23 protein-coding genes and 3 pseudogenes are annotated in these 24,247 nt (G+C 33.1%); 15 read left to right on the forward strand and 11 right to left on the reverse strand.

What is annotated here, in order from left to right; genetic code table 11:
- The first annotated feature begins 318 nt into the window (after window positions 1-318).
- The 9 genes from AAHN00_RS02805 to AAHN00_RS02845 all read left to right on the forward strand — a co-directional run bounded on the left by AAHN00_RS02805 (window position 319) and on the right by AAHN00_RS02845 (window position 6,767).
- The gene (locus AAHN00_RS02805) at window positions 319-1,686 is read left to right on the forward strand and encodes an IS5 family transposase (RefSeq protein ID WP_342272060.1); all 1,368 of its coding nucleotides are present in this window, start codon (window positions 319-321) and stop codon (window positions 1,684-1,686) included.
- Window positions 1,687-1,989: 303 nt separating this feature from the next.
- Window positions 1,990-2,169, forward strand: a complete 180-nt coding sequence (locus AAHN00_RS02810) for a hypothetical protein (RefSeq protein ID WP_342272061.1) — start codon at window positions 1,990-1,992, stop codon at window positions 2,167-2,169.
- 36 nt (window positions 2,170-2,205) lie between these two features.
- A complete protein-coding gene (locus AAHN00_RS02815) occupies window positions 2,206-2,688 on the forward strand; it encodes a transposase (protein ID WP_342272062.1) in 483 nt (160 codons plus the stop codon).
- Entirely contained in the window at window positions 2,655-3,413 is a 759-nt protein-coding gene (locus AAHN00_RS02820; protein ID WP_342272063.1) for a hypothetical protein, read from the forward strand. The genes AAHN00_RS02815 and AAHN00_RS02820 overlap by 34 nt, the downstream gene beginning before the upstream one ends.
- The gene (locus tag AAHN00_RS02825; RefSeq protein WP_342272064.1) at window positions 3,389-3,568 is read left to right on the forward strand and encodes a hypothetical protein; all 180 of its coding nucleotides are present in this window, start codon (window positions 3,389-3,391) and stop codon (window positions 3,566-3,568) included. Before AAHN00_RS02820 ends, AAHN00_RS02825 begins: the two co-directional genes overlap by 25 nt.
- A gap of 343 nt (window positions 3,569-3,911) precedes the next feature.
- On the forward strand, window positions 3,912-4,529 hold the full coding sequence (locus tag AAHN00_RS02830) for a hypothetical protein (RefSeq protein ID WP_342272065.1): 618 nt from the start codon (window positions 3,912-3,914) through the stop codon (window positions 4,527-4,529).
- Window positions 4,530-4,587: 58 nt separating this feature from the next.
- Window positions 4,588-5,466 carry an IS256 family transposase gene (locus AAHN00_RS02835; RefSeq protein ID WP_342272066.1) on the forward strand — a complete coding sequence of 293 codons (879 nt, stop codon included), beginning with the start codon at window positions 4,588-4,590 and terminating at the stop codon, window positions 5,464-5,466.
- A gap of 76 nt (window positions 5,467-5,542) precedes the next feature.
- A complete protein-coding gene (locus AAHN00_RS02840) occupies window positions 5,543-6,433 on the forward strand; it encodes an IS982 family transposase (RefSeq protein ID WP_342272067.1) in 891 nt (296 codons plus the stop codon).
- Window positions 6,420-6,767, forward strand: a complete 348-nt coding sequence (locus tag AAHN00_RS02845; RefSeq protein ID WP_342272068.1) for a transposase — start codon at window positions 6,420-6,422, stop codon at window positions 6,765-6,767. The genes AAHN00_RS02840 and AAHN00_RS02845 overlap by 14 nt, the downstream gene beginning before the upstream one ends.
- Before the next feature lie 3 nt (window positions 6,768-6,770).
- Here AAHN00_RS02845 and AAHN00_RS02850 read toward each other — a convergent pair whose 3' ends face one another.
- The 5 genes from AAHN00_RS02850 to rpsU all read right to left on the reverse strand — a co-directional run bounded on the left by AAHN00_RS02850 (window position 6,771) and on the right by rpsU (window position 13,997).
- Entirely contained in the window at window positions 6,771-6,938 is a 168-nt protein-coding gene (locus AAHN00_RS02850; RefSeq protein WP_342272069.1) for a hypothetical protein, read from the reverse strand.
- A gap of 582 nt (window positions 6,939-7,520) precedes the next feature.
- Window positions 7,521-9,401 carry a Sca4 family protein gene (locus AAHN00_RS02855; RefSeq protein WP_342272070.1) on the reverse strand — a complete coding sequence of 627 codons (1,881 nt, stop codon included), beginning with the start codon at window positions 9,399-9,401 and terminating at the stop codon, window positions 7,521-7,523.
- 72 nt (window positions 9,402-9,473) lie between these two features.
- A complete protein-coding gene (locus AAHN00_RS02860; RefSeq protein ID WP_342272071.1) occupies window positions 9,474-11,768 on the reverse strand; it encodes a hypothetical protein in 2,295 nt (764 codons plus the stop codon).
- Window positions 11,769-12,417: 649 nt separating this feature from the next.
- Complete coding sequence (locus AAHN00_RS02870) at window positions 12,418-13,458, reverse strand: hypothetical protein (protein WP_342272072.1); 1,041 nt, start codon at window positions 13,456-13,458, stop codon at window positions 12,418-12,420.
- 338 nt (window positions 13,459-13,796) lie between these two features.
- Entirely contained in the window at window positions 13,797-13,997 is a 201-nt protein-coding gene (gene rpsU / locus AAHN00_RS02875; RefSeq protein WP_341748434.1) for a 30S ribosomal protein S21, read from the reverse strand.
- Window positions 13,998-14,090: 93 nt separating this feature from the next.
- On the opposite strand from rpsU, the gene AAHN00_RS02880 reads away from it, so the two are divergent.
- The 6 genes and pseudogenes from AAHN00_RS02880 to AAHN00_RS02905 all read left to right on the forward strand — a co-directional run.
- Entirely contained in the window at window positions 14,091-14,720 is a 630-nt protein-coding gene (locus AAHN00_RS02880; RefSeq protein WP_342272727.1) for a COQ9 family protein, read from the forward strand.
- Between the two features lie 14 nt (window positions 14,721-14,734).
- Window positions 14,735-18,058: an isoleucine--tRNA ligase gene (gene ileS, locus AAHN00_RS02885; protein ID WP_410521406.1), complete on the forward strand. Its 3,324-nt coding sequence runs from the start codon at window positions 14,735-14,737 to the stop codon at window positions 18,056-18,058.
- 150 nt (window positions 18,059-18,208) lie between these two features.
- Window positions 18,209-18,526, forward strand: a pseudogene (locus AAHN00_RS02890) (Rpn family recombination-promoting nuclease/putative transposase); the annotation flags it as partial.
- 119 nt (window positions 18,527-18,645) lie between these two features.
- Window positions 18,646-19,077 carry an IS200/IS605 family transposase gene (tnpA, locus tag AAHN00_RS02895; RefSeq protein WP_250310729.1) on the forward strand — a complete coding sequence of 144 codons (432 nt, stop codon included), beginning with the start codon at window positions 18,646-18,648 and terminating at the stop codon, window positions 19,075-19,077.
- A 62-nt stretch (window positions 19,078-19,139) separates the two neighbouring features.
- Window positions 19,140-19,403 (forward strand): Rpn family recombination-promoting nuclease/putative transposase, encoded by a 264-nt coding sequence (locus tag AAHN00_RS02900; protein ID WP_410521472.1) that lies wholly within the window; start codon window positions 19,140-19,142, stop codon window positions 19,401-19,403.
- A gap of 318 nt (window positions 19,404-19,721) precedes the next feature.
- Window positions 19,722-20,063 (forward strand): annotated as a pseudogene (locus AAHN00_RS02905) (transposase); the annotation flags it as partial.
- A gap of 178 nt (window positions 20,064-20,241) precedes the next feature.
- Here AAHN00_RS02905 and AAHN00_RS02910 read toward each other — a convergent pair.
- The 6 genes and pseudogenes from AAHN00_RS02910 to AAHN00_RS02935 all read right to left on the reverse strand — a co-directional run bounded on the left by AAHN00_RS02910 (window position 20,242) and on the right by AAHN00_RS02935 (window position 24,200).
- Window positions 20,242-20,439, reverse strand: coding sequence for a hypothetical protein (locus AAHN00_RS02910; protein ID WP_342271377.1), 198 nt, complete (start codon window positions 20,437-20,439; stop codon window positions 20,242-20,244).
- A gap of 129 nt (window positions 20,440-20,568) precedes the next feature.
- Window positions 20,569-21,411, reverse strand: a complete 843-nt coding sequence (locus tag AAHN00_RS02915; protein ID WP_342272729.1) for a transposase — start codon at window positions 21,409-21,411, stop codon at window positions 20,569-20,571.
- A 79-nt stretch (window positions 21,412-21,490) separates the two neighbouring features.
- Window positions 21,491-22,192 (reverse strand): annotated as a pseudogene (locus AAHN00_RS02920) (IS982 family transposase); the annotation flags it as partial.
- 232 nt (window positions 22,193-22,424) lie between these two features.
- A complete protein-coding gene (locus AAHN00_RS02925) occupies window positions 22,425-22,556 on the reverse strand; it encodes a hypothetical protein (RefSeq protein WP_342272074.1) in 132 nt (43 codons plus the stop codon).
- A gap of 322 nt (window positions 22,557-22,878) precedes the next feature.
- Window positions 22,879-23,697 carry a transposase gene (locus AAHN00_RS02930; RefSeq protein ID WP_342272730.1) on the reverse strand — a complete coding sequence of 273 codons (819 nt, stop codon included), beginning with the start codon at window positions 23,695-23,697 and terminating at the stop codon, window positions 22,879-22,881.
- 65 nt (window positions 23,698-23,762) lie between these two features.
- Window positions 23,763-24,200 carry a transposase gene (locus AAHN00_RS02935; protein ID WP_342270975.1) on the reverse strand — a complete coding sequence of 146 codons (438 nt, stop codon included), beginning with the start codon at window positions 24,198-24,200 and terminating at the stop codon, window positions 23,763-23,765.
- Window positions 24,201-24,247: the final 47 nt, after the last annotated feature.

The following is a 24,247-nucleotide window of genomic DNA, read 5'->3' on the forward strand; positions in this document are numbered from 1 at the left end:
TCTTTCCTTACTTTACCTCTTTCTTGGCAACTCTCTTATATTTAAAGTCATGCTTTATAACAATATACTTAATCTGTAATCGTGATTTTTATCACATATTAGTAAATCTCTCTTTAAAAATAAAATTATAAATACAGTTTTTACTTTCCCTCTCTATGACAATTGCATTAACATTAATTAATCTTTAATAAATAAATTAACTGATAGGTAGTTAACCACTCTGCACTGCAAGTGCAGAGCTTAATATTACGGCATGAATGCCTCATGTATGTACTAACTTAAAAGTTAGAAACTATTTGTGTATGGCTCATTTAGAAAGTGTCACAACACAAAAAGAATATATCTGTGAAGTGTAAGATTTTGTTAAAAAATATCTGTATGATTCATTCTTATCTTTTCTTGATAAGATATTTAAAATTTATGTTGAAACGACGCACTGCAAGTGCGGGGTTTTTCTCCCAAAGTGGGACAATAAATTGGTCTGGTCTAGAAGAATGGTTATCAAAAAATGTTTCTATTAAGAGATTTGGTAGAAATAGAAAATGTCATAGAGTGATGCTTGGTGTAACGATGCTACAAGCAATGTATAATTTTTCAGATTCATTAGCAGAGGAAGAACTAAAAGAAAACATGTATTGGCAATATTTCTGTGGGTGGGAATATATAGAAACAGATATAGCGATGTCGGAAACTAGCATAAGAAGATTTCGTAATTTATTAGGTGAATCTGGATATAACGAGATATTAGCAGAGTTGATAAGAGTTGGAATAAGAACTAACACAATTAAAAAAAAAGATTTGGAATTGATAATTGCTGATACAACGGTACAAATTAAGAATATCAAGCACCCACATGATGTTTATTTAATGGATAAAGCTAGGCTTAGTATTGTGAAGCTTTGCCAAAGTTTGGGTATAAGTTTAAACGAAACCTACGCTAGAACCTATAAGCGAGATATAATAAAGCTCTGGAAGTATAAAGAGCATAGCAAAGCCAAGAAGCGTTGGAAAATAATGAAGCATTTAAAAACGTTACTTGGTCGTTTGGTTAGAATATGTGAGCGTGAGATAAAAAATCAGAAATTAAACTTATCTATCAGAGATCAAGAAGTATTGAAAAAAGTAAAACAAATACATAGCCAATCTGTTTTAAAAAGAGAAGAGAAAAAGCAATACAAAGAACAGAATAAAATATTGTATAGTTTTCATGCCCCTGAGGTAGAGTGTATAGGGAAGGGAAAACGAAACAAGCCATATGAGTTTGGCAATAAAGTTGCGGTAGTAGTCAGTGGTCGTAGAAATTTTGTACTGTCAGCAAAATCGTTTCATAATAATCCTTATGATGGTCATACATTGCAGCAGAGTTTTGAAGCGGTAGAAAATGTAACTGGAATAAAGATAAAAAAATCGTTTGTTGATCTTGGTTATACTGGCAGCAATGTTAAAGAGAAGAGTAAGGTATATACCCCAAAAACTCGGAAAAAGTTATTGAAAGAAGACAAGTGTATGATCAGGAGACGCAGTGCTATAGAACCAATAATAGGGCATTTGAAACAATATGGCAGGATGGGCAGAAACTTCTTGAAGGGTGTGATAGGAGATGTGATCAATCCAATAATCTCTGCTATAGGTTTGAATTTACGATGTATTGCCAATCATTTACACATCATGCCTAACTCTACATAAAAAAATTATCATTAAAAAACTTGCTAAACGATTAAAAAAAATCGTTAACAATAAGCTCATGTAAAAATTTTACTAAAACAGAAATTTTTCAATAAAATTGAAAACAATTTTTAATTTTAGTGCAAATATTAGAATTTTTTTTGTAAAAATTTTATTCAATCATAGATTATGGGGGGCTTTAAATAGTCTCCCCGTCAAAAGTCTAGAAGGATAATATATAATATGCTTAGCAGATAAAAATATATAGAGAATCCATAAGAAAAAGCTATAATATTGGCAAAAAACTTAAGGATTATCTGATTAATGCCGATAGAAAATATAACAAAGTTGCAAAGACAAGGACAACTTTTTGGTTACAAACTGACCGAAGAATTAAACCACAATAATAAATTATATAAATTAAGATCATTAGTTAACCACTCTGCACTGCAAGTGCAGAGCTTAATATTACGGCATGAATGCCTCATGTATGTACTAACTTAAAAGTTAGAAACTATTTGTGTATGGCTCATTTAGAAAGTGTCACAACACAAAAAGAATATATCTGTGAAGTGTAAGATTTTGTTAAAAAATATCTGTATGATTCATTCTTATCTTTTCTTGATAAGATATTTAAAATTTATGTTGAAACGACGCACTGCAAGTGCGGGGTTTTTCTCCCAAAGTGGGACAATAAATTGGTCTAGTTTAGAGGAATGGTTGTCAGCAAATGTTGATATTAAGAAATTTGGTAGGAATCGCAGATGTCACCGCCTGTTACTTGGGGTGACTATGCTGCAAGCGATGTATAACCTGTCAGATGCAGCGACTGAGGAAGAGTTAAGAGAGAACGTATATTGGCAGTATTTTTGTGGTTGGGAATATTTGCAGAAAGATGCTGAAATATCAGAAGATAGTATCCGTCGGTTTCGTACTATATTAGGAGAAGATGGCTACAATGAGATATTAAAGGAGCTGATAAGAATCGGATGCAAAGCAGGTGTAGTAAAAAAAAAGACTTAGCATCGATAATAGTTGATACTACTGTACAAATTAAGAATATTAAGTATCCCCATGATGTGTACTTGATGGATAAGGCAAGAATAGAGCTAGTAAAGCTATGTCATGCCTTAGGCATCAAGTTAAATGAAACATATGCCAAGCAATATAAAAGAGATATATTAAAATTATGGAAATATAAGGATAATAGTAAAGCCAAGAAGCGTAAGAAAATAATGAGGCATTTAAAAGTATTACTGGGTCGTTTAGTTAGGATATGTCAGCGAGAAATAGCTAAAGCAAAGTTAAGTTTATCGGCAAGACAACAAGAAATACTGAATAAGATAAAAAAGATACAAGTACAATCTATATTGAGTAAAGCAGAAAAAGAACAATATAAAGAAGAGAATAAAATATTATATAGTTTTCATGCACCGGAGGTAGAGTGCATTGGTAAAGGGAAATTAAACAAGCCATACGAGTTTGGTAATAAGGTTTCGATAGCAGTAAGTGGTCGGGGTAACTTTGTATTAGGGACAAAATATTTTCATGGCAATCCATATGATGGGCATACATTATCGGAGACTGTAGAGATTGTAAAAGAATTAACAGGAGTTGAAGTAGCAAGAACCTTTGTTGACTCAGGTTACAAGGGGAATAATTTTAAGGAGAAGGGCAAAGTAGCCCATATTGCAAGAAGAAACTATCGTCAGATGATAAGGCAATGCTCAAGAGACGGAGTGCCATAGAACCGATAATAGGGCATCTTAAAAGTTATGGTAGAGTTGGCAGAAACTACCTGAAAGGGGTAATAGGAGATGTCATTAATCCGTTAATTTCCGCTGTAGGATTGAACTTACGGTGTATTGCGAATCATTTACTCAAAACAAATTTTTCTACATAGAAATTAGTCAGTAAAAAAATAATCAAATAATTACAAAATCGTTAATAAATCATCATGCAAAAATTCTCTAAAAATCATCTTTTTGTACCAAAAATTTAAATCAAAAAAATTAAACTCTCAAATTTTATACAAGAATTTTTGGCTAAGGTATTAAATTTTGAATTTTTCTTAATTTTTAGCACTTTTGACGGGGAGACTAAATATTTTTGGCGGACGGACTAGCAATAATTTTGCAAGCTTATAAATGCGTTCTATTATAAAAATAATTTATTTGCTTTTTAGTGCTATTCTATCACCGAATTATATTCGGCACTTTGTAAATTGCAACATTTTTTAGCATATTTTGCCAAAGTGGCACTTCATCGCACGTTCCCTAACACTCCGCCCATTAGCACCATTCGATCCACAATATTATTCAAGAAGATCATCAGATACCTCAAATCTTGATTCTAGTGATGAATCCTTAGATAGTAAACTAGATGACGAAGAATCTAAACCGCCAAGATTATATAGAAGATATTCTTCAACTCTTCCTATATTACAATCTCAAGCTCTAGAAATAGATAGAACTCAAAATGAAACATCTGATCAAGATGTTGCATCCTCTCAAAATAGTACTGAAGTAGCAGTAGTAACATTTCCCCTACCAATAACTCAAGAACAATCTTCAACAATGCACGCAGTAGTTGAGCAAGTTGTAATATACAATGTGGACAATAAACAAGGGGTAAACGAAAACAACTTAGAGCTACATGAATATTATAATCCACCGAAACTTCATAAAACTAAAAGGCAGAAAAGGAGTATAGCTGTACATGATATATTCGATGAAGATAATCTTGGATTAGAAGAATTATTTAAAGAAGAGGCTGTGCCAATAGTAGCTTATGAGCAACTTCTTGAGGCTGAACATGATGCAGATGAACATCTTGTAGCTGATCATCAGGCTCTGTACAAATAAGTGTGTAAATTTTTCAAAGGTTATATAAAAATATAATATAACAAAAGGAGAAATTATAATGCACCAAAAACAAAATGAAGCAATGAATCAAGCGATAGATTTATTAATAAATAATGATACAGATATATCAACATTACTTAAAGAGGATGGTTTATTAAAACAATTAACCAAACGGCTTGTAGAGAAGGCATTGCAGTCAGAGATGAATAATCATTTAGGATATGATAAATATTGTCATACTGATAGTGATAATGTTCGTAATGGTAGGAATGTAAAGAATCTAGTAACAAATAATGGAGTTGTAGAGATTGAGGTTCCAAGGGATAGAAGTAGTACATTTGAACCTGCATTAATTCCGAAGCGTCAAAGACGTATTGAAGGATTTGATGATAAAATAATATCATTATACGCTAAAGGAATGAGCTTATCTGATATTAAGATTCAAATGCAAGAATTGTATGGAGCTGACGTTAGCGAAAGTTTGATAAGTCAAATTACTGATGATGTAATTGAGGATGTCAAGATATGGCAAAGCCGACCATTGGATCGAGTATATGCTATAGTATTTTTTGACTGTTTAGTAGTAAAAGTACGTCAAGATAAACGAATTATCAATAAGTCTGTATATGTAGCATTAGGTATTGATTTATCTGGAAGGAAGGATATTTTAGGATTGTGGATCAGTGAAAATGAAGGAGCGAAATTTTGGCTTGGTAATTTTACTGAGATGAAGAACAGAGGTATGCAAGACATGCTTATTGCTTGCAGTGATAATTTAACCGGTATGTCTGAGGCAATAGAAGCAGTTTTTCCGAAAACCGAACATCAATTATGTATTGTACATCAGATTAGAAATAGTTTAAAATATGTATCATATAAAGACCGAAAAGAATTAGCGGCTGATTTAAAGCCTATATATAACCTGAGTTTGACGTAAGAAAGAACATTTGAAAATTAAGAAGGGAGGGATTATAAAGTTCTCTAATAATAATGACAAAATTGGAGAATATATTATGATCCCTCTTACGGAGATTTTCTGCTTAATTGATGATTTTTGCAAGCATTTTGATACGGAGCGAAATAAATATATATTACTAAATCCTAACCGTAAGCGTAAAGTGGGCTGCAGTATAGGACTCTCAGAGATTATTACTATTATAGTAATGTTTCACTTGAGTCACTACCGTACCTTTAAAGATTTTTATTTATGCTGCCTATGCCAAAGTTATAGAAAGGAATTTCCAAAACTTGTGAGCTATAGTCGTTTTGTTCAGTTAATGCCAATGAGCTTCATGCCCATGGTGTTACTGCTAAAAAGCCTAACAGGAAAACAAACTGGTCAATATTATATCGACTCTACTAAACTTCCTGCTTGCCATAATTTAAGAATTAATAGACATAAAGTATTCAAAGACATAGCAAAAAGAGGTAAGACTTCCACTGGGTGGTTCTTTGGCTGTAAGCTACATATTGTCATTAACAGTTGCGGAGAGATTATGAGTTTTTCTTTAACTCCTGGAAATGTCGATGATAGAGCAGTGGTGGAAAATTTAGTAGATAAATTACAAGGCTGGCTTTTTGGTGATCGTGGGTATATCAGTAAAAAACTCACTCAATCCCTTGCTAATCAAGGTTTAGAACTAATAACAAAAATTAAAAGTAATATGAAAGAAAGAATAATAGATCCTATTAAAAAGCAGTTTTTAAATAAAAGGCACATTATTGAAACCATTAATGATCAATTGAAAAACCTTTTTCATATAGACCATACAAGGCATAGATCTGTTATGAATTTTCAAACTAATGTATTAGCTGGGCTACTTGCCTATGTTTTCAAACCTAATAAAATTTCTGTAGCTTTTGGAAAATTAAACAATCTCAACCTTCATCTTGCATCAAACTGAGGTTATATATACTGCTAGCACAGAGGAAGAAGCACATCTTGCTTTAGAATCTTTTGAAGCTAAATGGAGTAAACAGTATCCACAAATTGCTAAATCTTGGTATGTTCATTGGGAAAATTTAATGGTTTTTCTAGGATACCCTGAGGCGATAAGGAAAGTAATATACACAACTAATAGTGTAGAATCTATCAATAGCCAATTACGTAAGGTTACTAAGAATAAACGGGTTTTTCCAAATGATAATGCCGTTTTTAAGACCTTGTATTTGGCAATTGATTATATGACCAAGAAATGGGTTAGAGTCTTTCTAATTAAGTGTGTAAATTTTTCATAGGGCTTAAATTCTACCTTCAAATTTTATTGTCCCACTTTGGGAGAAAAACCCCGCACTTGCAGTGCGTCGTTTCAACATAAATTTTAAATATCTTATCAAGAAAAGATAAGATAAGATATTTTTTAACAAAATCTTACACTTCACAGATATATTCTTTTTGTGTTGTGACACTTTCTAAATGAGCCATACACAAATAGTTTCTAACTTTTAAGTTAGTACATACATGAGGCATTCATGCCGTAATATTAAGCTCTGCACTTGCAGTGCAGAGTGGTTAACTAATAAATCTATCGCTTGATTCATTGCTTCATTTTGTTTTTGGTGCATTATAATTTCTCCTTTTGTTATATTATATTTTTATATAACCTTTGAAAAATTTACACACTTATTTGTACAGAGCCGGAATTGATTTCAGTAAACGCATTTTAGTAAGAAATATTTCAATTATTCCTAAGGTACACTTTAAACTAGATCAGACTGTTCTACTAAATAATTCAACCGACATCATTAATTTTACTAGCATAGAACACAATACTCAAACAGTAGCTATCACAAAATCTCTAAGACCATCTCCAAAGAATGTTATGTACACTTTAGGAGGTTGTATAAACATGCAATCTGTATCAGCACTTGAATTAGGTGCTGGTTACGATTATAGTTTAAAGAAAAGTTTTACTACCCACTCTTTCTATGTTAATGGATCAGTGAAATTTTAATATAAGTTGCTAATTATTATATAATTAGCAACTTTCGTTAAGGATTTCTACTACCACCTACATTTCGGTTAGGTTTTTTATGAGCAAGTCCTTTCATATCTAGAGAACCATCTAGAGCAGGGGTGGCATTAGCATCATGTAATAGCTGAGACGCATCCTTAAAAAGAGGGTCAGCTGTTACACGATCAGGTTGCAACCCGTGAACAGCAGCTGAATTTACCCTAATATTACCTTGGGCATTTTTAACTATTCCTACATATTCTCCTTTGTTTTTAAGGACTTCTTGCTCAAGTTGCTCAAGAGTGCTTTTATCTACTGGTAAAGTATAAGTTTTACCCTTACGTTTCAAATATAAAGGTGACTTATTGTCATCAGAACAAGAAAATATTTCTGTAGGTTTGGTTAGATGCACCAACTTGCCATTCTTATAGTGAGCAGTCAAATATACAGCATCTTCTTTACCAATATTACGTCCATTTGTATCTTGCACTGCAAAAGACATATGACATGCCCCCTGCATATCTATAGATAACGGTATATTTACCATACGAGCATTTTTAATTTCTTCTCCCTCTCTAGTTTTATATTTAGCATTTTTGTCATCATGACTTACATCATAACTCAATGTTGTTTCATTTATTGTCACAACATCCTTACCGTTTTGCTGCAAACTAAAGCTTTTACCTGATTCTTTTTCTTGCCATGCAATATCTTTATATTCAGCTGCAAATTTTTTATGAATATCTGTATAGCCTCTTTGTTCAATATTTTCTATCTCTCGTAGTACTTCTGAGTCCCGAAATGCTTTGGATAATCCATCAACATTTTCTTGGGCAAATTGAGCAAAACTGCTTGTAGATTGCAAAGAAAATTTATTAACAATTGGCTGAACTTGGTCTCTTGACAACTCCTTAAAAGCTTGCAATATTTTATCATCGTCATAAACATTACCCTTAGTCTTATCCTGAACTAATACTTTATCTACAGACACGCCACTATCCATCACTGGTCTATACTCTGCACCTACTGATTGATACAATTTTTGCCTATTATCTGTTTGGCTATCAACTGCTCTAAACTCTTTAGTAATAGTCTCTGTTTCCGTACCTATTGACTTACCAGCTATATTATCCGTTTGAATCCCAACTTCGTATGCTTCTGGCTTAATTTGCAACTTTTCCAATTGACTTAGAAGTGCGGCATTTTGCCTTGCAAGAGCAGCTATCCTAATATCCTTATCTCTAAGCTCTGTTACCCTAGCCTGTTCATCTTCTTGGATTCTTTGGGCATGTTCCTTAGCAACCTCCAACCTCCCCCAAAGTTCATCTATATCCCCTTTTTGTTTTGTTACTAAAGCAGTATACTTTAATTCTTCTGCTGCACTAAGTGTTTCTGGCTGATTTTTTGTATCTTTTTTTATTTTTTCTAACTGAGATTTTAACCCCTCATTCTCGTCGGTTACTTTATTTAGCTGAGTTTTAAAGTTTTTATTTTGGTCATCAGAAATAAGTTTATCCAACGTTAGGTCTTCTTGAACTTCGGTTAATTCTTTTTGAATTTTCTTTAGCTCTGCCTGTTGTTTTTTGTATTCTGCCTCTAAATAATTATACTCTAAATCTTTTTTTCCACTAAGTGTTTCTAACTGTTTTCTTTCATTTTCTATTTTTTCTAACTGAGTTTTTAAACTATTATTCTCATTGGTTAACCCACCTACCTGATCTTGTAAATTTTTAGCCTGCTCGCTTTCTTTTCCATGCAATTTTTCAGCTTCAAGCAATTTCTCATTAGTACTGGTTAATTCTTCTTTCGTCCTTTGTAGCTCTGCCTGTTTTTCTCGCTGCTCTGATTTTAGTTGTAATAATTCCTCGTTTATTGTTTGCAATTCTACTGCAGCTGCCTCTGATTGTCCTTTAAGCATTGCTTCATAGACCAATCGTGCTGCCTGTAAGTCGAGAGTTGCTGATTCTTTTTCTTTAGTAAGTCCTGCTATTCAACTTTCTGCCCCTTCTCTTGTTTCTTCTAGCTCAATCTTTAGTTGACTTTGAGCCTTGCTTAACTCCTCTACCTGATCTTGTAGTTTTTTAGCCTGCTCGCTTTCTTTTCCATGCAATTTTTCAGCTTCAAGCAATTTCTCATTAGTACTGGTTAATTCTTCTTTCGTCCTTTGTAGCTCTATCTGTTTTTCTTGCTGCTCTAATCTTAGTTGAGATAATTTCTCGTTTATTGTTTGCAATTCTACTGCAGCTGCCTCTGATTGTCCTTTAAGCATTGCTTCATAGACCAATCGTGCTGCCTGTAAGTCGAGAGTTGCTGATTCTTTTTCTTTAGTAAGTCCTGCTATTCGACTTTCTGCCCCTTCTCTTGTTTCTTTTAAGTTAGTTGTTAATTGATGCTGAGCCTCGGTTAATTCCTCTACCTGATCTTGTAAAATTTTAGCCTGCTCACTTTCTTTTCCATGCAATTTTTCAGCTTCAAGCAATTTCTTACTAGTACTGGTTAATTCTTCTTTTGTTCTATCTAGCTCTGCCTGTTTTTCTTGCTGCTCTAATCTTAGTTGAGATAATTCCTCGTTTATTGTTCGCAATTCTACTGCAGCTGCCTCTGATTGTTCTTTAAGCATTGCTGCATAATTTTCTTTTGCTACCTGTAATTCCGAATTGGCGGCTTTTTTTGCTTCAGTAAGAGCCTTTATCTGACTTTCCTTCTCCTCTCTTGTTTCTTTTAACTCAGTCGTTAATTGATGCTGAGTCTTGCTTAATTCCTTTACCTCATCTTGTAGTTTTTTAGCCTGCTCACTTTCTACACCATATTTTTGCTCAGCTGCCTTTAGGCTTTCTTGAACAGTTATTAATTCTTGTTGTGTTGCATCTAGCTCATTCCGACTCTTTTGCAATTCTTCTTTAGCTAGTTCCGATTGTCTATTAAGTTCCTTCATATTTTCTTGCACTATCTGTAACTGGCTATCCGCTAAAGTTTTTTCTGCAATATTTGCCGCTAATTGCTCGATTACATTTTTCTCTGTCTCTTCTAACTTAGCTCTTAAATTATCATTTTCACTGGTTAACTTATCTATCTGATCTGACAAAGATCCATCTGATTCACTTAGCTCCTGTAGTTCATCTGCCCAATTTTTCTCATTAGTAGGCATACTAAATTGTTTCTGCTCTTTTTCTCCTTTCAGACCTATAATCTCGTCTTGGAGGTCATCTATTAATTTTTGATGTGCTTGTATTTCTTGCTTTGTAGACAATTGTAGCTGTGTTAATTGCTGGTCTAAATTATCTGCTCTTTCTTTTTCAACACTAGTCAGTTCTTTTTGCTGTTTTATCAGTTCATTAATCTCAATTTGACGTTTCAGTGACGCTTCAACATCATTAGCTCTTTCTTGTAATATAGGATAATGACTGACGGAATCTTCTTGTTGTTGTTTTGCACTGGATAGAGGGGGGTAAGATTTTTGTTCCAATTGCTTTAATTCTTCAAACAACTGCTCTTCTTTTTGCTTGCTTTGCTCAATGATTTGAGTTTTTTGCTCTATTTGACCTTGGATTGTCTTTATTTCTTTTTCCTGGAGTATTATATTCTCATATTGTTTTGCTAGTATAGGATCTTGTTCTATCTCCGCTTGCCGCTCCTTAAACAATTGTTGTAGTATTGGCTGAGCATCAACTGCCAAATTATCAGCTAAATCTTTCTTTTGTAACTCCTTTTGTTGCTCGATTAAATTTCTATCTCTTTTTTCTAAATTCTGCATACTGGCATTAAGCTCGGTCATAAGCTGCAAATTTTTCTCAAGTAACTCTTTTTTGTCATCTTCTTTAAGTAATTCACTTCCTTCAAGAAATTTAGCAAATGCCTCTTTGTGTTCAATGCTCCTATGAGAAGTATCTTGTCCATCTTCACGTAAAAACTGCTCAAACTCTTGGCATATCTTAAGATTTAATGCAATATTTTCATATTGCTGCTTGATCAGTTCTAACTCTAAATCTATAAATTCATTTTGTTCTTGAACTGCTTGTATTATTGCGTCTGCTGATTGAGCAGCTAGGTGTCCTTTTATTTTTTCCTGCTGTTTCCAAAGTTTTCCCAACAATTCTGATGCATCATTATCTTCTTGCTGCAAATCCTCTCTTAGAGTATCTAATGCTTTTTGCTTGTCTTGAATATCTTTTTGTAAACCTTTAAGGTCTGTATCAGCTTTTTCAAATATACCCTGTTCAGTTTTCACCTTTTCTTTAAGTTGTTTTATTGCGGATAAAATTTCTTCTGATTCTGGTAATGACATTTTATTTACCCATAGTTTAAATTATCTAAATTAATCTTATAAAATTATTTGAGTATAACTATAACTTCAAAAGTTGTTAAAAACAACTTTTAGAAGTAAAATCTTTAGATTATTGGAAATTCTCTATCAGGAGTTTCGCACTTTATATATAGTGCTCGTAAATGAAGAGTTGGTAGACGATAGTATATGCCACAAAGTATATATCTCCTTAGCTATATTCTCACTAGCAGAATAATACTTAGCTCGCATATTATTAGGTATATTAGGTAAATGAAGATGCATATTCTCATCAATAATTGATACTCTTCCTTCATTAAACTCGTTTTTTATAGTCACCTTTTTGGTTAAAACCCCCAGCTTCAGCTGGGAAAGACTTCAGTCCTTGTTCTAATATTTCAATTCACTATAACTTGAATATATGATATTTTAATATACATGAAGAGCTTGCTCTTATGTATATTAAAATATCATATATGACAGATTATAACAAGACTAGCCACACTGTATTTTACCATCGCTTTCATGTTGTTTGGATCACTAAATATCGCTACAAAGTATTGCAAGGGTAACTTATAAGAATTAGGATCAGAGAGATAGCCCAGGCATTAGTAATATCTCTTTAGAGTAATAGCGACTTCCAGTCTAGATATCAACCCACCAGCTTCAGCTGGTTGTTATTGAGATGTCTTTTATGGGTTTCGTTCATTGTGGAGTTATAATACACCGTAACAGTTTTAGCAGGTAACATATCTACGGTTTCCGAGATCATAGAAGTAGACTCACCTGGTACTATAATCAAACTATGCTTGTTATATAAAACAGCTCCAAGAATAGCCTTATACATACTTGGTTGTCCTTTCTTAAAGTCAAATAATTTAAAGGGTACTCGATTCTCTTGTAAAACCCTTTGGAAACTTGATGTCACCATGTCCATTATACTATCTTTTTCATGTACACTAAGTTCTTTATTGTTTTGACAATCATATTTTCCTGTACGTGGTCCATTGGATACTAATACGAAATAATTATTTTTTAATGCAAGATTACTAACATATTCGGCTAACTTCTCGGCTTCTTTATTTGTGTAGCAATGATATGTACCATTTTCCGGGACATCCCCTGCTAAAATCACCGCTAAATATTTATCAAAGGAAGAGAACATTGATTTAAATGCACCATATTCTGATTCAATATCAGAGACCTGCATATTATGAGCTACCCCATTAGTAGTAATTAGTATAGTGTTCACGCCAGTAAGCTTAACATTATGCTTATCTAATGCATGGTTAGGCAATGCTATTATGTCTGCACCAAAAAAATTATCACGTTTTTCTTGAACAAGTTGCTTGTGTGAGAAAGTGCCATTATCTAATAATTGGTGAGAAAGATGTACTGCGATAATCTTTTTTGCCAGTTCAGGATCTGATTTTAATTTAGTTATTGATTCTATGCCGTAATAACCAACTGAAACTATAATGGCAAGATTTTTGTTACTGCTAATTTGATCCTTAACGGTTTCTAATTGAGATTTATCGTATTCCTCAACATTCAGCATAACAGACTTGCTTTTAAAGTATTTCTCCCTTTCTCTTGCTACTCCTAGAAATTGACTACGATCCCCAACAAAAGCTTTATCGCTTATAATATACAAATTAGCACTCTTTGTTTCAGCTGCGTGAGTATGCATCATAAAAGATGATATTATTAAAACTATAAAAAAAATATAGCAAAAATATGTTCTAATAATCATAATATCTCAAATATTAGACTTGATTGCAGGAAAGAAACGATGTAACCACGGCAACACGATGTCATTTACCACGTAAATTACTAGTATACTCAGGTAGAACTTCAAGAATTGGCGTTGTCGTGTCTAAAGATCGAAGCTGCTCACGTACTAATGTACGCTACGCCGCTCGACTTTGCTACTGCCTAGCTCTTCTTGAAGTTATACTATCGTCTACCAACTCTTCATTTACGAGCAGTATACAACCCCTGCGTAAACAGGGGGGTAAAAAATAATAACCATCAGCCTTCCATCAGTTGTTTACGAGCAACTTTTCTTTTCCTTCTTTCTGTTTCTTGATCTTTACGAACACGTTTTACTGAAGGAGGTTCATAGAAACGCGACATTTTCATTGAACGAAAAACAAGCTCTCTTTGCATTTTTCTTTTCAAATTTTTAATTGCTTGTTCACCATTCCCAGCATGAACATTTACTAGTATCACTTTTAATTACCCCCTTTTAGCATATTAGACTATTGAATGATAGTAACATTATCTATATACTAGGTTTATATGTCAAGATTAAAAGATGCATTTATGACTATTGAAGAGAAATATCATAGTTTAAAAGTACAATTTGTACAAACTTTACCAAAGCTACTAGCTTTTAATCAGTGGAATAATAAATTATTAGCAGATACCGAGGAAGAATGTGGGTTTGTTAAAGGATATTGTCATATAATCTTTCCGGGTGGCATAAGGGAAATAGTTGATTTCTTTGAAAATTGGCAAGACCAGAATATGCTTGATTTGCTATCTCAACAAGAAACTCCGATTAAAATAAGGGATAAAATTGATTTAGCTTTAAGAATTAGAATAAAAGATTGTACACCTAAACTTATACATTTGAAGAATCGCAGTTATTTTACCACACCATCAAACAGCATATTCGCAACAAAAATAGCTTTTCGTACATGTGACTTAATTTGGCGTTATGTAGGTGATAAGTCTATAGATTATAATTATTATACTAAGAGAGGTCTGTTACTCAGTGTTTATATAACTTCAATACTTTATTATATTCAAGATGAGTCGGAAAATAATGTAGATACTGATCAATATATTACTAAATCCTTATCCAATATTATAACTATGACCTCTAATTTTAAGAATATGTTAAAGTTACCAAACCCTGTCGATATACCAATTATTCGACTATTTTTATAATCAATATTACAAACATGACTAAAAAATACTACCCCGATATTCAATCTAATGTTGATTTTCCAACAGTGGAAAAAAAGATTCTAGCTTATTGGCAGAAGCACAATATTTTCCAAAAAACTATAGATGCTAGACCATCAATAAATAATGGGCAAAATAATGAGTTTGTATTTTATGATGGCCCGCCCTTTGCTAATGGATTACCACATTATGGACATTTGCTAACTGGTTTCATCAAAGATGTGTATGCACGTTATCAAACCAGTAAAGGCAAAAGAGTTGAGCGACGCTTTGGTTGGGATTGTCATGGACTACCTGCCGAGATGCAAGCAGAAAAGGAGTTGGGTATTTCTGGTAGAACTGCCATCATCAATTTTGGTATTGATAAATTTAACGAGCATTGTAGATCATCGGTCATGAAATATGCTGATCAGTGGCAGGAATATGTCAATAGGCAAGCAAGATGGGTAGATTTCAATAATTCCTATAAAACCATGGATAAAGCCTTTATGGAATCTGTTTTGTGGGCTTTTAAAGAGTTATACAAAAAAGGACTTCTCTATGAATCGATGAGGGTAATGCCTTATTCTTGGGCATGTGAGACACCTTTATCTAATTTTGAGACTAGGCTAGATAATTCATATAGAGAAAGAACTGATAAGGCGGTTACGGTAAGTTTTGTACTTAATGAGAAATTGCCAAGTTCTGTACCCTATAATGAGTATAGAATGCTGGCATGGACTACGACGCCATGGACTTTGCCGGCTAATTTAGCATTAGCCCTTGGAGAAAATATTGAATATGCTTTAGTGCCAAATGGTCAGGTTTGTTATATTTTGGCTAAATTTGCTTTGGAAAAATATTCCAAAGAATTAGGGCTTAGTGCTGACACAAATTATGATATAATTGAAGGTAAGTGCCTATTAAACCTGAATCTTACTTACCGACCATTATTCGATTATTTTTCCAACCATCCTGGTAGTTTCAAAGTTCTCTCCGGAGATTTTGTAGTTGAAGGAGATGGCACCGGTATCGTCCATATGGCTCCCGGCTTTGGTGAAGACGATCAGATTCTTTGTCAATCTCAAGGAATAGAACTCGTTTGTCCTGTAGATAATGCTGGAAAATACACCAAAGAAATCTATGACTTTGTTGGTTTACAAGTATTTGATGCTAATGATCAAATTATTATTAAGCTAAAAAATCAGGGTAATTGGCTTAAAACCGAGCAATATATTCATAATTATCCGCATTGTTGGCGTACTGATACCCCTCTTATATACAAAGCAGTTCCTTCTTGGTATGTAAAAGTTACCGAATTTAAAGACAGAATGGTTGAATTAAACCAACAAATTAACTGGATACCCTTGCATATCAGGGATAATCTATTTGGCAAATGGTTAGAAAATGCTAGAGATTGGTCAATTAGTCGCAATAGATTTTGGGGGACGCCTCTACCAGTATGGAAATCGGATGATCCGGCTTATCCAAGAATTGATGTATATGGGTCAATAGAGGAGCTAGAGAAAGATTTTGGAGTGACAATCGTTGATTTACATAGACCTTTTATTGATCAGCTAACTAGAAAAAATCCAGACGATCCAACCGGTAAATCAATGATGGTTAGACTAGAAGATGTTTTTGATTGTTGGTTTGAAAGCGGCTCTATGCCTTATGGACAAGCACATTACCCATTTGAAAATAAAGAGTGGTTTGAAGGACATTTTCCTGCTGACTTTATAGTGGAATATTCAGCACAAACACGTGGTTGGTTCTATACTCTGATGGTATTGTCAACTGCTTTATTTGACCAACCACCTTTTTTAAATTGTATTTGTCATGGAGTTATATTAGATAGCACCGGACAAAAATTATCAAAGCGTCTTAATAATTATGCTGATCCATTAGAATTATTTGATAAATATGGTTCTGACGCTCTAAGAGTCACCATGCTCTCTACCAATATAGTTAAAGGTCAGGAATTATTGATCGATAAAGATGGAAAAATGGTTTATGAGAGCCTACGTTTATTTATCAAACCCATTTGGAATGCCTACCACTTCTTTACTTTGTATGCTAATAGCGATCAGATCAAAGCTGAGCTAGACTTTAATTCTCAAAATGTGCTAGATCGTTATATTTTATCAAAACTAAAAATATCAGTACAAAAAATTCAGCATGGGTTAGATAATTTTGACAGTCAAATAGCTTATAGTAGCATTGCCGATTTTTTTGAAGTATTAAATAATTGGTATATTAGAAGAAGTAGGAATCGTTTCTGGAAAAGTGAAAAAGATCAAGATAAGAAAAACGCTTATAATACCTTGTATACTTGTCTTGAAATAATGTCTATTGCTCAATCCAGTTTATTGCCATTAATTTCTGAGGAAATTTATTTGGGACTCACAGGGCTAGAACAGAAAAGTGATAGTAGACTTTCTGCAAAAGTCGCTTATGCTGAGGGATTTGAAGGAGACGCGGAACGCAGAACCGCAGCGTACTCTAATGTACGTGAGGATTCGAGTACCGCATCGACGTACAAATCACCAGCAGAAGTAGAGTTTTGTAGAAAGTCTAGTGTTCATTTAGCAGATTTTCCTATACTTGATACGATAGAAGTCGATTATGATTTGGTCAGCACTATGGATCAAATATTAGATATTTGTAGTAATGCTTTATTCATTAGAAGTAGTGAAAATATTCGGACTCGACAACCACTGAGCAGCTTAACAATCATTAGCAACAATAATGAATTATTGATAAAATTTGAAGAATTGATTAAAGATGAGATCAATGTTAAAAAAGTAATTTATAGAGATGATGTAGAAAATTATGCTGATCATAAATTATCGATTAACTTTCCTAATTTAGGCAAGCGTCTACCTCATAAAGTCAAAGATATCATAATAGCTTCTAAAAATCATCAATGGCAGCTTACCTCTGAGCATCTAATAATAGCAGGAGAGCAACTGAATAAAGACGAGTTCTCTCTAGTCTTACAACCTAAAAATGTTAAAGGTACAAAATCTTTAGCCAATAATCATGGACTAATATTGCTAGATTTAGACATAACAAAAGAATTATACGAAGAAGGTATAGCAAGAGATTTGGTACGCTTTATTCAACAAGCAAGAAAAGATGCCAATTTTGCTATAAGTGACAGAATCTTTCTAGAAATTATTGGTGAACCAGATTTTATGCTAATAGTCCAGCAGCACAGTCAATTTATTCTCGAACAAACCTTAAGTGAATTTGCTAGCAATTTTACGCCAGAATATATGACTAATATTGAATTAAATTCAGACATAATAAATATAAGGGTAGCAAGAGTTTCTAAGTAACCTCAAATATAGTCAATTCAGGAGAATTGGATAGCAAGAACGATGGAGCGAAGCCTATAGATAATAGGCGAGTGATCGAAGACGACGTCACTAAATTCTCATCAATGAACTATATAGAACTTGTAAGATTTGTTAAAATAGGTAAGGAAAATGGCTGGACGCTTAAAGCATGATCAAATCTTTCGTAAAGCTATGGAAAATCCACTAGTAGCACATGAATCTTTTGATGCCCATTTACCTAAACATATTAAGGATTTAGTAGATTTCACTAGCCTAGAAATGGACAATACAACTTTTGTTGAACCAAATTTAAGAGATACTATCTCAGACGTGTTGTTTTATACTAAATTTGGTAAGCAAGATGGTTATCTGTACCTGCTCGTCGAGCATCAAAGCAGCCCTGATCATTTCATGGCTTTCCGTCTCTTCAAATATATGATGAATATTTGTGACAGATATTTAACTCAATGATAGGTAAGCCACTAGTTTGACTAGTGAGACCATCAAGGCTTGGCCTTTAGATTTAGTATAAAATAAAAAGTTATCATATATAACTTCTTTGGCTTGACGGTCAAAGGAGAAAATATATGACAACATACGAAAGTTTAAATCATTCTAAATGGGATTGCAAATATCATATTGTGTTTATTCCAAAGTGTCGTAAAAAAGAATTGTACGGGAAGGTTAGAAAATATCTTGGGAACGTATTCCATGAGTTAGCTTTTCAACGTGGGAGCAAGATCATAGAGGGGCATATGGTACAAGATCATGTGCATATGCTCATCAAGATTCCTCCTAAATATTCTGTAGCTGAAGTAATAGGCTATATCAAGGGGAAAAGTGCTATAGCCGTTGCTAGGCAGTTTGGTGGACGAAAACGTAATTTTAATGGAGAAAAGTTGTGGGCTAGAGGTTATGCGGTCTCAACTGTAGGATTTGAAGAGAATCAGATCAAACACTACATTAAGAATCAAGAGCAACTTGATAGTTTAGGCTCTGACGAATCAGGAGAATTTTAATTAACAATGGCAGCCCTTTGGGCTGCTCATAACCGTCAAGCCCCTCGCTTTGCGAGGGCGTTCTGACTGAGAATCCTAAAACCAAAACTTTACCGTTAGTCTATCCGTTAATATTTTTTAACGGCACAAGAAAATATAATGTGTCTCGTAATTTGTGGAGTTTATTTGACAATAGTAAATTAATTAGGGATATTTGGGCAAATGATTATCAACTAGTAAATGTGCATGATATTGCTGATGAGGAACTGAAAAAAAGAGTGTGGTCAGGCATTCTCGAATTTTTTATGAAACATCTCAATAACAACCAGCTGAAGCTGGTGGGTTGATATCTAGACTGGAAGTCGCTATTACTCTAAAGAGATATTACTAATGCCTGTGCTGTCTCTCTGATCCTAATTCTTATAAGTTACCCTGCAATACTTTTGTAGCGATATTTAGTGATCCAAACAACATGAAAGCGATGGTAAAATACAGTGTGGCTAGTCTTGTTATAATCTGTCATATATGATATTTTAATATACATAAGAGCTTGCTCTTATGTATATTAAAATATCATATATTCAAGTTATAGTGAATTGAAATATTAGAACAAGGACTGAAGTCTTTCCCAGCTGAAGCTGGGGGTTTTAACCAAAAAGGTGACTATAAAAAAACGTAATCTATTAAAGAAATGGCAGGAAATAGCCAATATTTTACCTGAATTTACCAAAGTGACTATAGGTTATAACTATATTGAAATGATTCTTTCTTACACTTTGACAAAAATAGATCAATCGGATAAAATAGAGTTGGAGAAATTATTAACCAGTAAGTTAAATCAACAAACAGGTACAAAACTTATGGGTAGTTTAGCACAACATTGGGAACAAATAGGTGAAGCTAGAGGTGAAGCTAGATTAGTAAAAACGATGATAAAAAGTGGTAGTTCTATTGAAGAAATCTCTAGAATGACCAAATTATCTAGTCCGTCCGCCAAAAATATTTAAAGCCCCCCATAATCTATGATTGAATAAAATTTTTACAAAAAAAATTCTAATATTTGCACTAAAATTAAAAATTGTTTTCAATTTTATTGAAAAATTTCTGTTTTAGTAAAATTTTTACATGAGCTTATTGTTAACGATTTTTTTTAATCGTTTAGCAAGTTTTTTAATGATAATTTTTTTATGTAGAGTTAGGCATGATGTGTAAATGATTGGCAATACATCGTAAATTCAAACCTATAGCAGAGATTATTGGATTGATCACATCTCCTATCACACCCTTCAAGAAGTTTCTGCCCATCCTGCCATATTGTTTCAAATGCCCTATTATTGGTTCTATAGCACTGCGTCTCCTGATCATACACTTGTCTTCTTTCAATAACTTTTTCCGAGTTTTTGGGGTATATACCTTACTCTTCTCTTTAACATTGCTGCCAGTATAACCAAGATCAACAAACGATTTTTTTATCTTTATTCCAGTTACATTTTCTACCGCTTCAAAACTCTGCTACAATGTATGACCATCATAAGGATTATTATGAAACGATTTTGCTGACAGTACAAAATTTCTACGACCACTGACTACTACCGCAACTTTATTGCCAAACTCATATGGCTTGTTTCGTTTTCCCTTCCCTATACACTCTACCTCAGGGGCATGAAAACTATACAATATTTTATTCTGTTCTTTGTATTGCTTTTTCTCTTCTCTTTTTAAAACAGATTGGCTATGTATTTGTTTTACTTTTTTCAATACTTCTTGATCTCTGATAGATAAGTTTAATTTCTGATTTTTTATCTCACGCTCACATATTCTAACCAAACGACCAAGTAACGTTTTTAAATGCTTCATTATTTTCCAACGCTTCTTGGCTTTGCTATGCTCTTTATACTTCCAGAGCTTTATTATATCTCGCTTATAGGTTCTAGCGTAGGTTTCGTTTAAACTTATACCCAAACTTTGGCAAAGCTTCACAATACTAAGCCTAGCTTTATCCATTAAATAAACATCATGTGGGTGCTTGATATTCTTAATTTGTACCGTTGTATCAGCAATTATCAATTCCAAATCTTTTTTTTTAATTGTGTTAGTTCTTATTCCAACTCTTATCAACTCTGCTAATATCTCGTTATATCCAGATTCACCTAATAAATTACGAAATCTTCTTATGCTAGTTTCCGACATCGCTATATCTGTTTCTATATATTCCCACCCACAGAAATATTGCCAATACATGTTTTCTTTTAGTTCTTCCTCTGCTAATGAATCTGAAAAATTATACATTGCTTGTAGCATCGTTACACCAAGCATCACTCTATGACATTTTCTATTTCTACCAAATCTCTTAATAGAAACATTTTTTGATAACCATTCTTCTAGACCAGACTAATTTATTAATTCTCTTAATTTATATAACCCTAGTTGCCAATTAATTTGGTATATCAAAAAGTTCTATAGGCAGCAAAGTTTTGATAGAAGGTTTGTTTTCTAGCAACTGATAATTGATTAGGCAGGATAGCATATGACTAAATGCATTTGTAACTGATCTATGTCTAGAATGCTCCAATTTATCAAGAAATTTAAGTTTGCCTATTACGGTTTCTATCAAAGTTCTTTTGAGCAACATAACCTTATCTGTAATAGGGAGTAATATATTTTTCATATTCTTTTTAACCCGAGTAATAAGTTGGATGCCTTTGTCATGCAAATCATCAAATAATTCTTTAGATATATAACCGCGATCGCCAAAAACTTTGCCATATATACCAGATATCATTCCTTTAAGCCCTTTCCTATCATCCTTATTACCACTGCTGAAAGATACCTTTATCAGATTACCTTCGGTATCTATGATTAAATGTAACTTTAGTCCATAAAACCACCCCTTAGTGGTTTTTCCTCTTGCCGCTATTCCTTTAAAAACCTTATGTGAACTTATACGATAATTCTTACATACGGCTATACCTGTAGCATCTACAAAAGACAGACCTGTGCATTCAGCAAGCAAATGATTCAGTAATATTGCTAAATAAGGCATACTTCTACCTATCAATTTAGTAAAATGTTCATAGCTAACAAGTTTAAAATCTTCTGTATAATTATGTAAGATTACTTGTTTGTAATAATGCTTAAAACAATCACAATATGAATCATATTAACCAATTAATATGGTTACTACTTCGCTTATTGATAAATAATTACTTACACCAGGTTTAAATTTACTACTATTAATTGTAGGCAAATTATTTTCCAAATTCTTTATAAAATCGTCGACAAAACAGTAAATTGCGGTAAAATCTTTTTTCATAGGTTATTTTGTTATTGGTTGAAAAAGATAAAATAACCTATGTCCCTTTTAAAATCTACCTTTCATCTCTCCTATTTAATTGGCAACTGGGGTTATATAGCTTATTATTTGAGTTTAATTCTTCTTTTAATTTATAACCAAAAAGTTTTCCTTGTTTTTGTGATTTGATAATATTTTCTATTGGCATATTGACTGAAATCCATAAGGTTTATTAGCATATTTTAACATTTTCTTATGGATTTCTTTATTATTTTCTGCCATTAAACCCTATTATCTATAAGACTTATAGAGTTTTGCCGGACAGACTATCTAGTCTCCCCGTCAAAAGTGCTAAAAATTAAGAAAAATTCAAAATTTAATACCTTAGCCAAAAATTTTTGTATAAAATTTGAGAGTTTAATTTTTTTGATTTAAATTTTTGGTACAAAAAGATGATTTTTAGAGAATTTTTGCATGATGATTTATTAACGATTTTGTAATTATTTGATTATTTTTTTACTGACTAATTTCTATGTAGAAAAATTTGTTTTGAGTAAATGATTCGCAATACACCGTAAGTTCAATCCTACAGCGGAAATTAACGGATTAATGACATCTCCTATTACCCCTTTCAGGTAGTTTCTGCCAACTCTACCATAACTTTTAAGATGCCCTATTATCGGTTCTATGGCACTCCGTCTCTTGAGCATTGCCTTATCATCTGACGATAGTTTCTTCTTGCAATATGGGCTATACACTTTGCCCTTCTCCTTAAAATTATTCCCCTTGTAACCTGAGTCAACAAAGGTTCTTGCTACTTCAACTCCTGTTAATTCTTTTACAATCTCTATAGTCTCCGATAATGTATGCCCATCATATGGATTGCCATGAAAAGATTTTGTCCCTAATACAAAGTTACCCCGACCACTTACTGCTATCGAAACCTTATTACCAAACTCGTATGGCTTGTTTAATTTCCCTTTACCAATGCACTCTACCTCCGGTGCATGAAAACTATATAATATTTTATTCTCTTCTTTATATTGTTCTTTTTCTGCTTTACTCAATATAGATTGTACTTGTATCTTTTTTATCTTATTCAGTATTTCTTGTTGTCTTGCCGATAAACTTAACTTTGCTTTAGCTATTTCTCGCTGACATATCCTAACTAAACGACCCAGTAATACTTTTAAATGCCTCATTATTTTCTTATGCTTCTTGGCTTTACTATTATCCTTATATTTCCATAATTTTAATATATCTCTTTTATATTGCTTGGCATATGTTTCATTTAACTTGATGCCTAAGGCATGACATAGCTTTACTAGCTCTATTCTTGCCTTATCCATCAAGTACACATCATGGGGATACTTAATATTCTTAATTTGTACAGTAGTATCAACTATTATCGATGCTAAGTCTTTTTTTTTACTACACCTGCTTTACATCCGATTCTTATCAGCTCCTTTAATATCTCATTGTAGCCATCTTCTCCTAATATAGTACGAAACCGACGGATACTAGCTTCTGATATTTCAGCATCTTTCTGCAAATATTCCCAACCACAAAAATACTGCCAATATACGTTCTCTCTTAACTCTTCCTCAGTCGCTGCATCTGACAGGTTATACATCGCTTGCAGCATAGTCACCCCAAGTAACAGGCGGTGACATCTGCGATTCCTACCAAATTTCTTAATATCAACATTTGCTGACAACCATTCCTCTAAACTAGACCAATTTATTAATGATCTTAATTTATATAATTTATTATTGTGGTTTAATTCTTCGGTCAGTTTGTAACCAAAAAGTTGTCCTTGTCTTTGCAACTTTGTTATATTTTCTATCGGCATTAATCAGATAATCCTTAAGTTTTTTGCCAATATTATAGCTTTTTCTT

Origin of the sequence: Candidatus Tisiphia endosymbiont of Parasteatoda lunata (assembly GCF_964030955.1) — a bacterium.
Lineage (GTDB): Bacteria > Pseudomonadota > Alphaproteobacteria > Rickettsiales > Rickettsiaceae > Tisiphia.

Bases quoted from the DNA above. Each gene is read 5' to 3' on its own strand.
- AAHN00_RS02825 (WP_342272064.1), top strand. From the start codon at position 3,389: ATGCTCAAGAGACGGAGTGCCATAGAACCGATAATAGGGCATCTTAAA.
- AAHN00_RS02855 (WP_342272070.1), bottom strand. From the start codon at position 9,401: ATGCTTAAAGGACAATCAGAGGCAGCTGCAGTAGAATTGCAAACAATA.
- AAHN00_RS02880 (WP_342272727.1), top strand. From the start codon at position 14,091: ATGACTATTGAAGAGAAATATCATAGTTTAAAAGTACAATTTGTACAA.
- AAHN00_RS02835 (WP_342272066.1), top strand. From the start codon at position 4,588: ATGCACCAAAAACAAAATGAAGCAATGAATCAAGCGATAGATTTATTA.
- AAHN00_RS02820 (WP_342272063.1), top strand. From the start codon at position 2,655: ATGCAAAGCAGGTGTAGTAAAAAAAAAGACTTAGCATCGATAATAGTT.
- AAHN00_RS02925 (WP_342272074.1), bottom strand. From the start codon at position 22,556: ATGCCAATAGAAAATATTATCAAATCACAAAAACAAGGAAAACTTTTT.
- AAHN00_RS02840 (WP_342272067.1), top strand. From the start codon at position 5,543: ATGATCCCTCTTACGGAGATTTTCTGCTTAATTGATGATTTTTGCAAG.
- AAHN00_RS02930 (WP_342272730.1), bottom strand. From the start codon at position 23,697: ATGGATAAGGCAAGAATAGAGCTAGTAAAGCTATGTCATGCCTTAGGC.
- tnpA (WP_250310729.1), top strand. From the start codon at position 18,646: ATGACAACATACGAAAGTTTAAATCATTCTAAATGGGATTGCAAATAT.
- ileS (WP_410521406.1), top strand. From the start codon at position 14,735: ATGACTAAAAAATACTACCCCGATATTCAATCTAATGTTGATTTTCCA.
- AAHN00_RS02870 (WP_342272072.1), bottom strand. From the start codon at position 13,458: ATGATGCATACTCACGCAGCTGAAACAAAGAGTGCTAATTTGTATATT.
- AAHN00_RS02810 (WP_342272061.1), top strand. From the start codon at position 1,990: ATGCCGATAGAAAATATAACAAAGTTGCAAAGACAAGGACAACTTTTT.
- AAHN00_RS02860 (WP_342272071.1), bottom strand. From the start codon at position 11,768: ATGTCATTACCAGAATCAGAAGAAATTTTATCCGCAATAAAACAACTT.
- AAHN00_RS02935 (WP_342270975.1), bottom strand. From the start codon at position 24,200: ATGCCGATAGAAAATATAACAAAGTTGCAAAGACAAGGACAACTTTTT.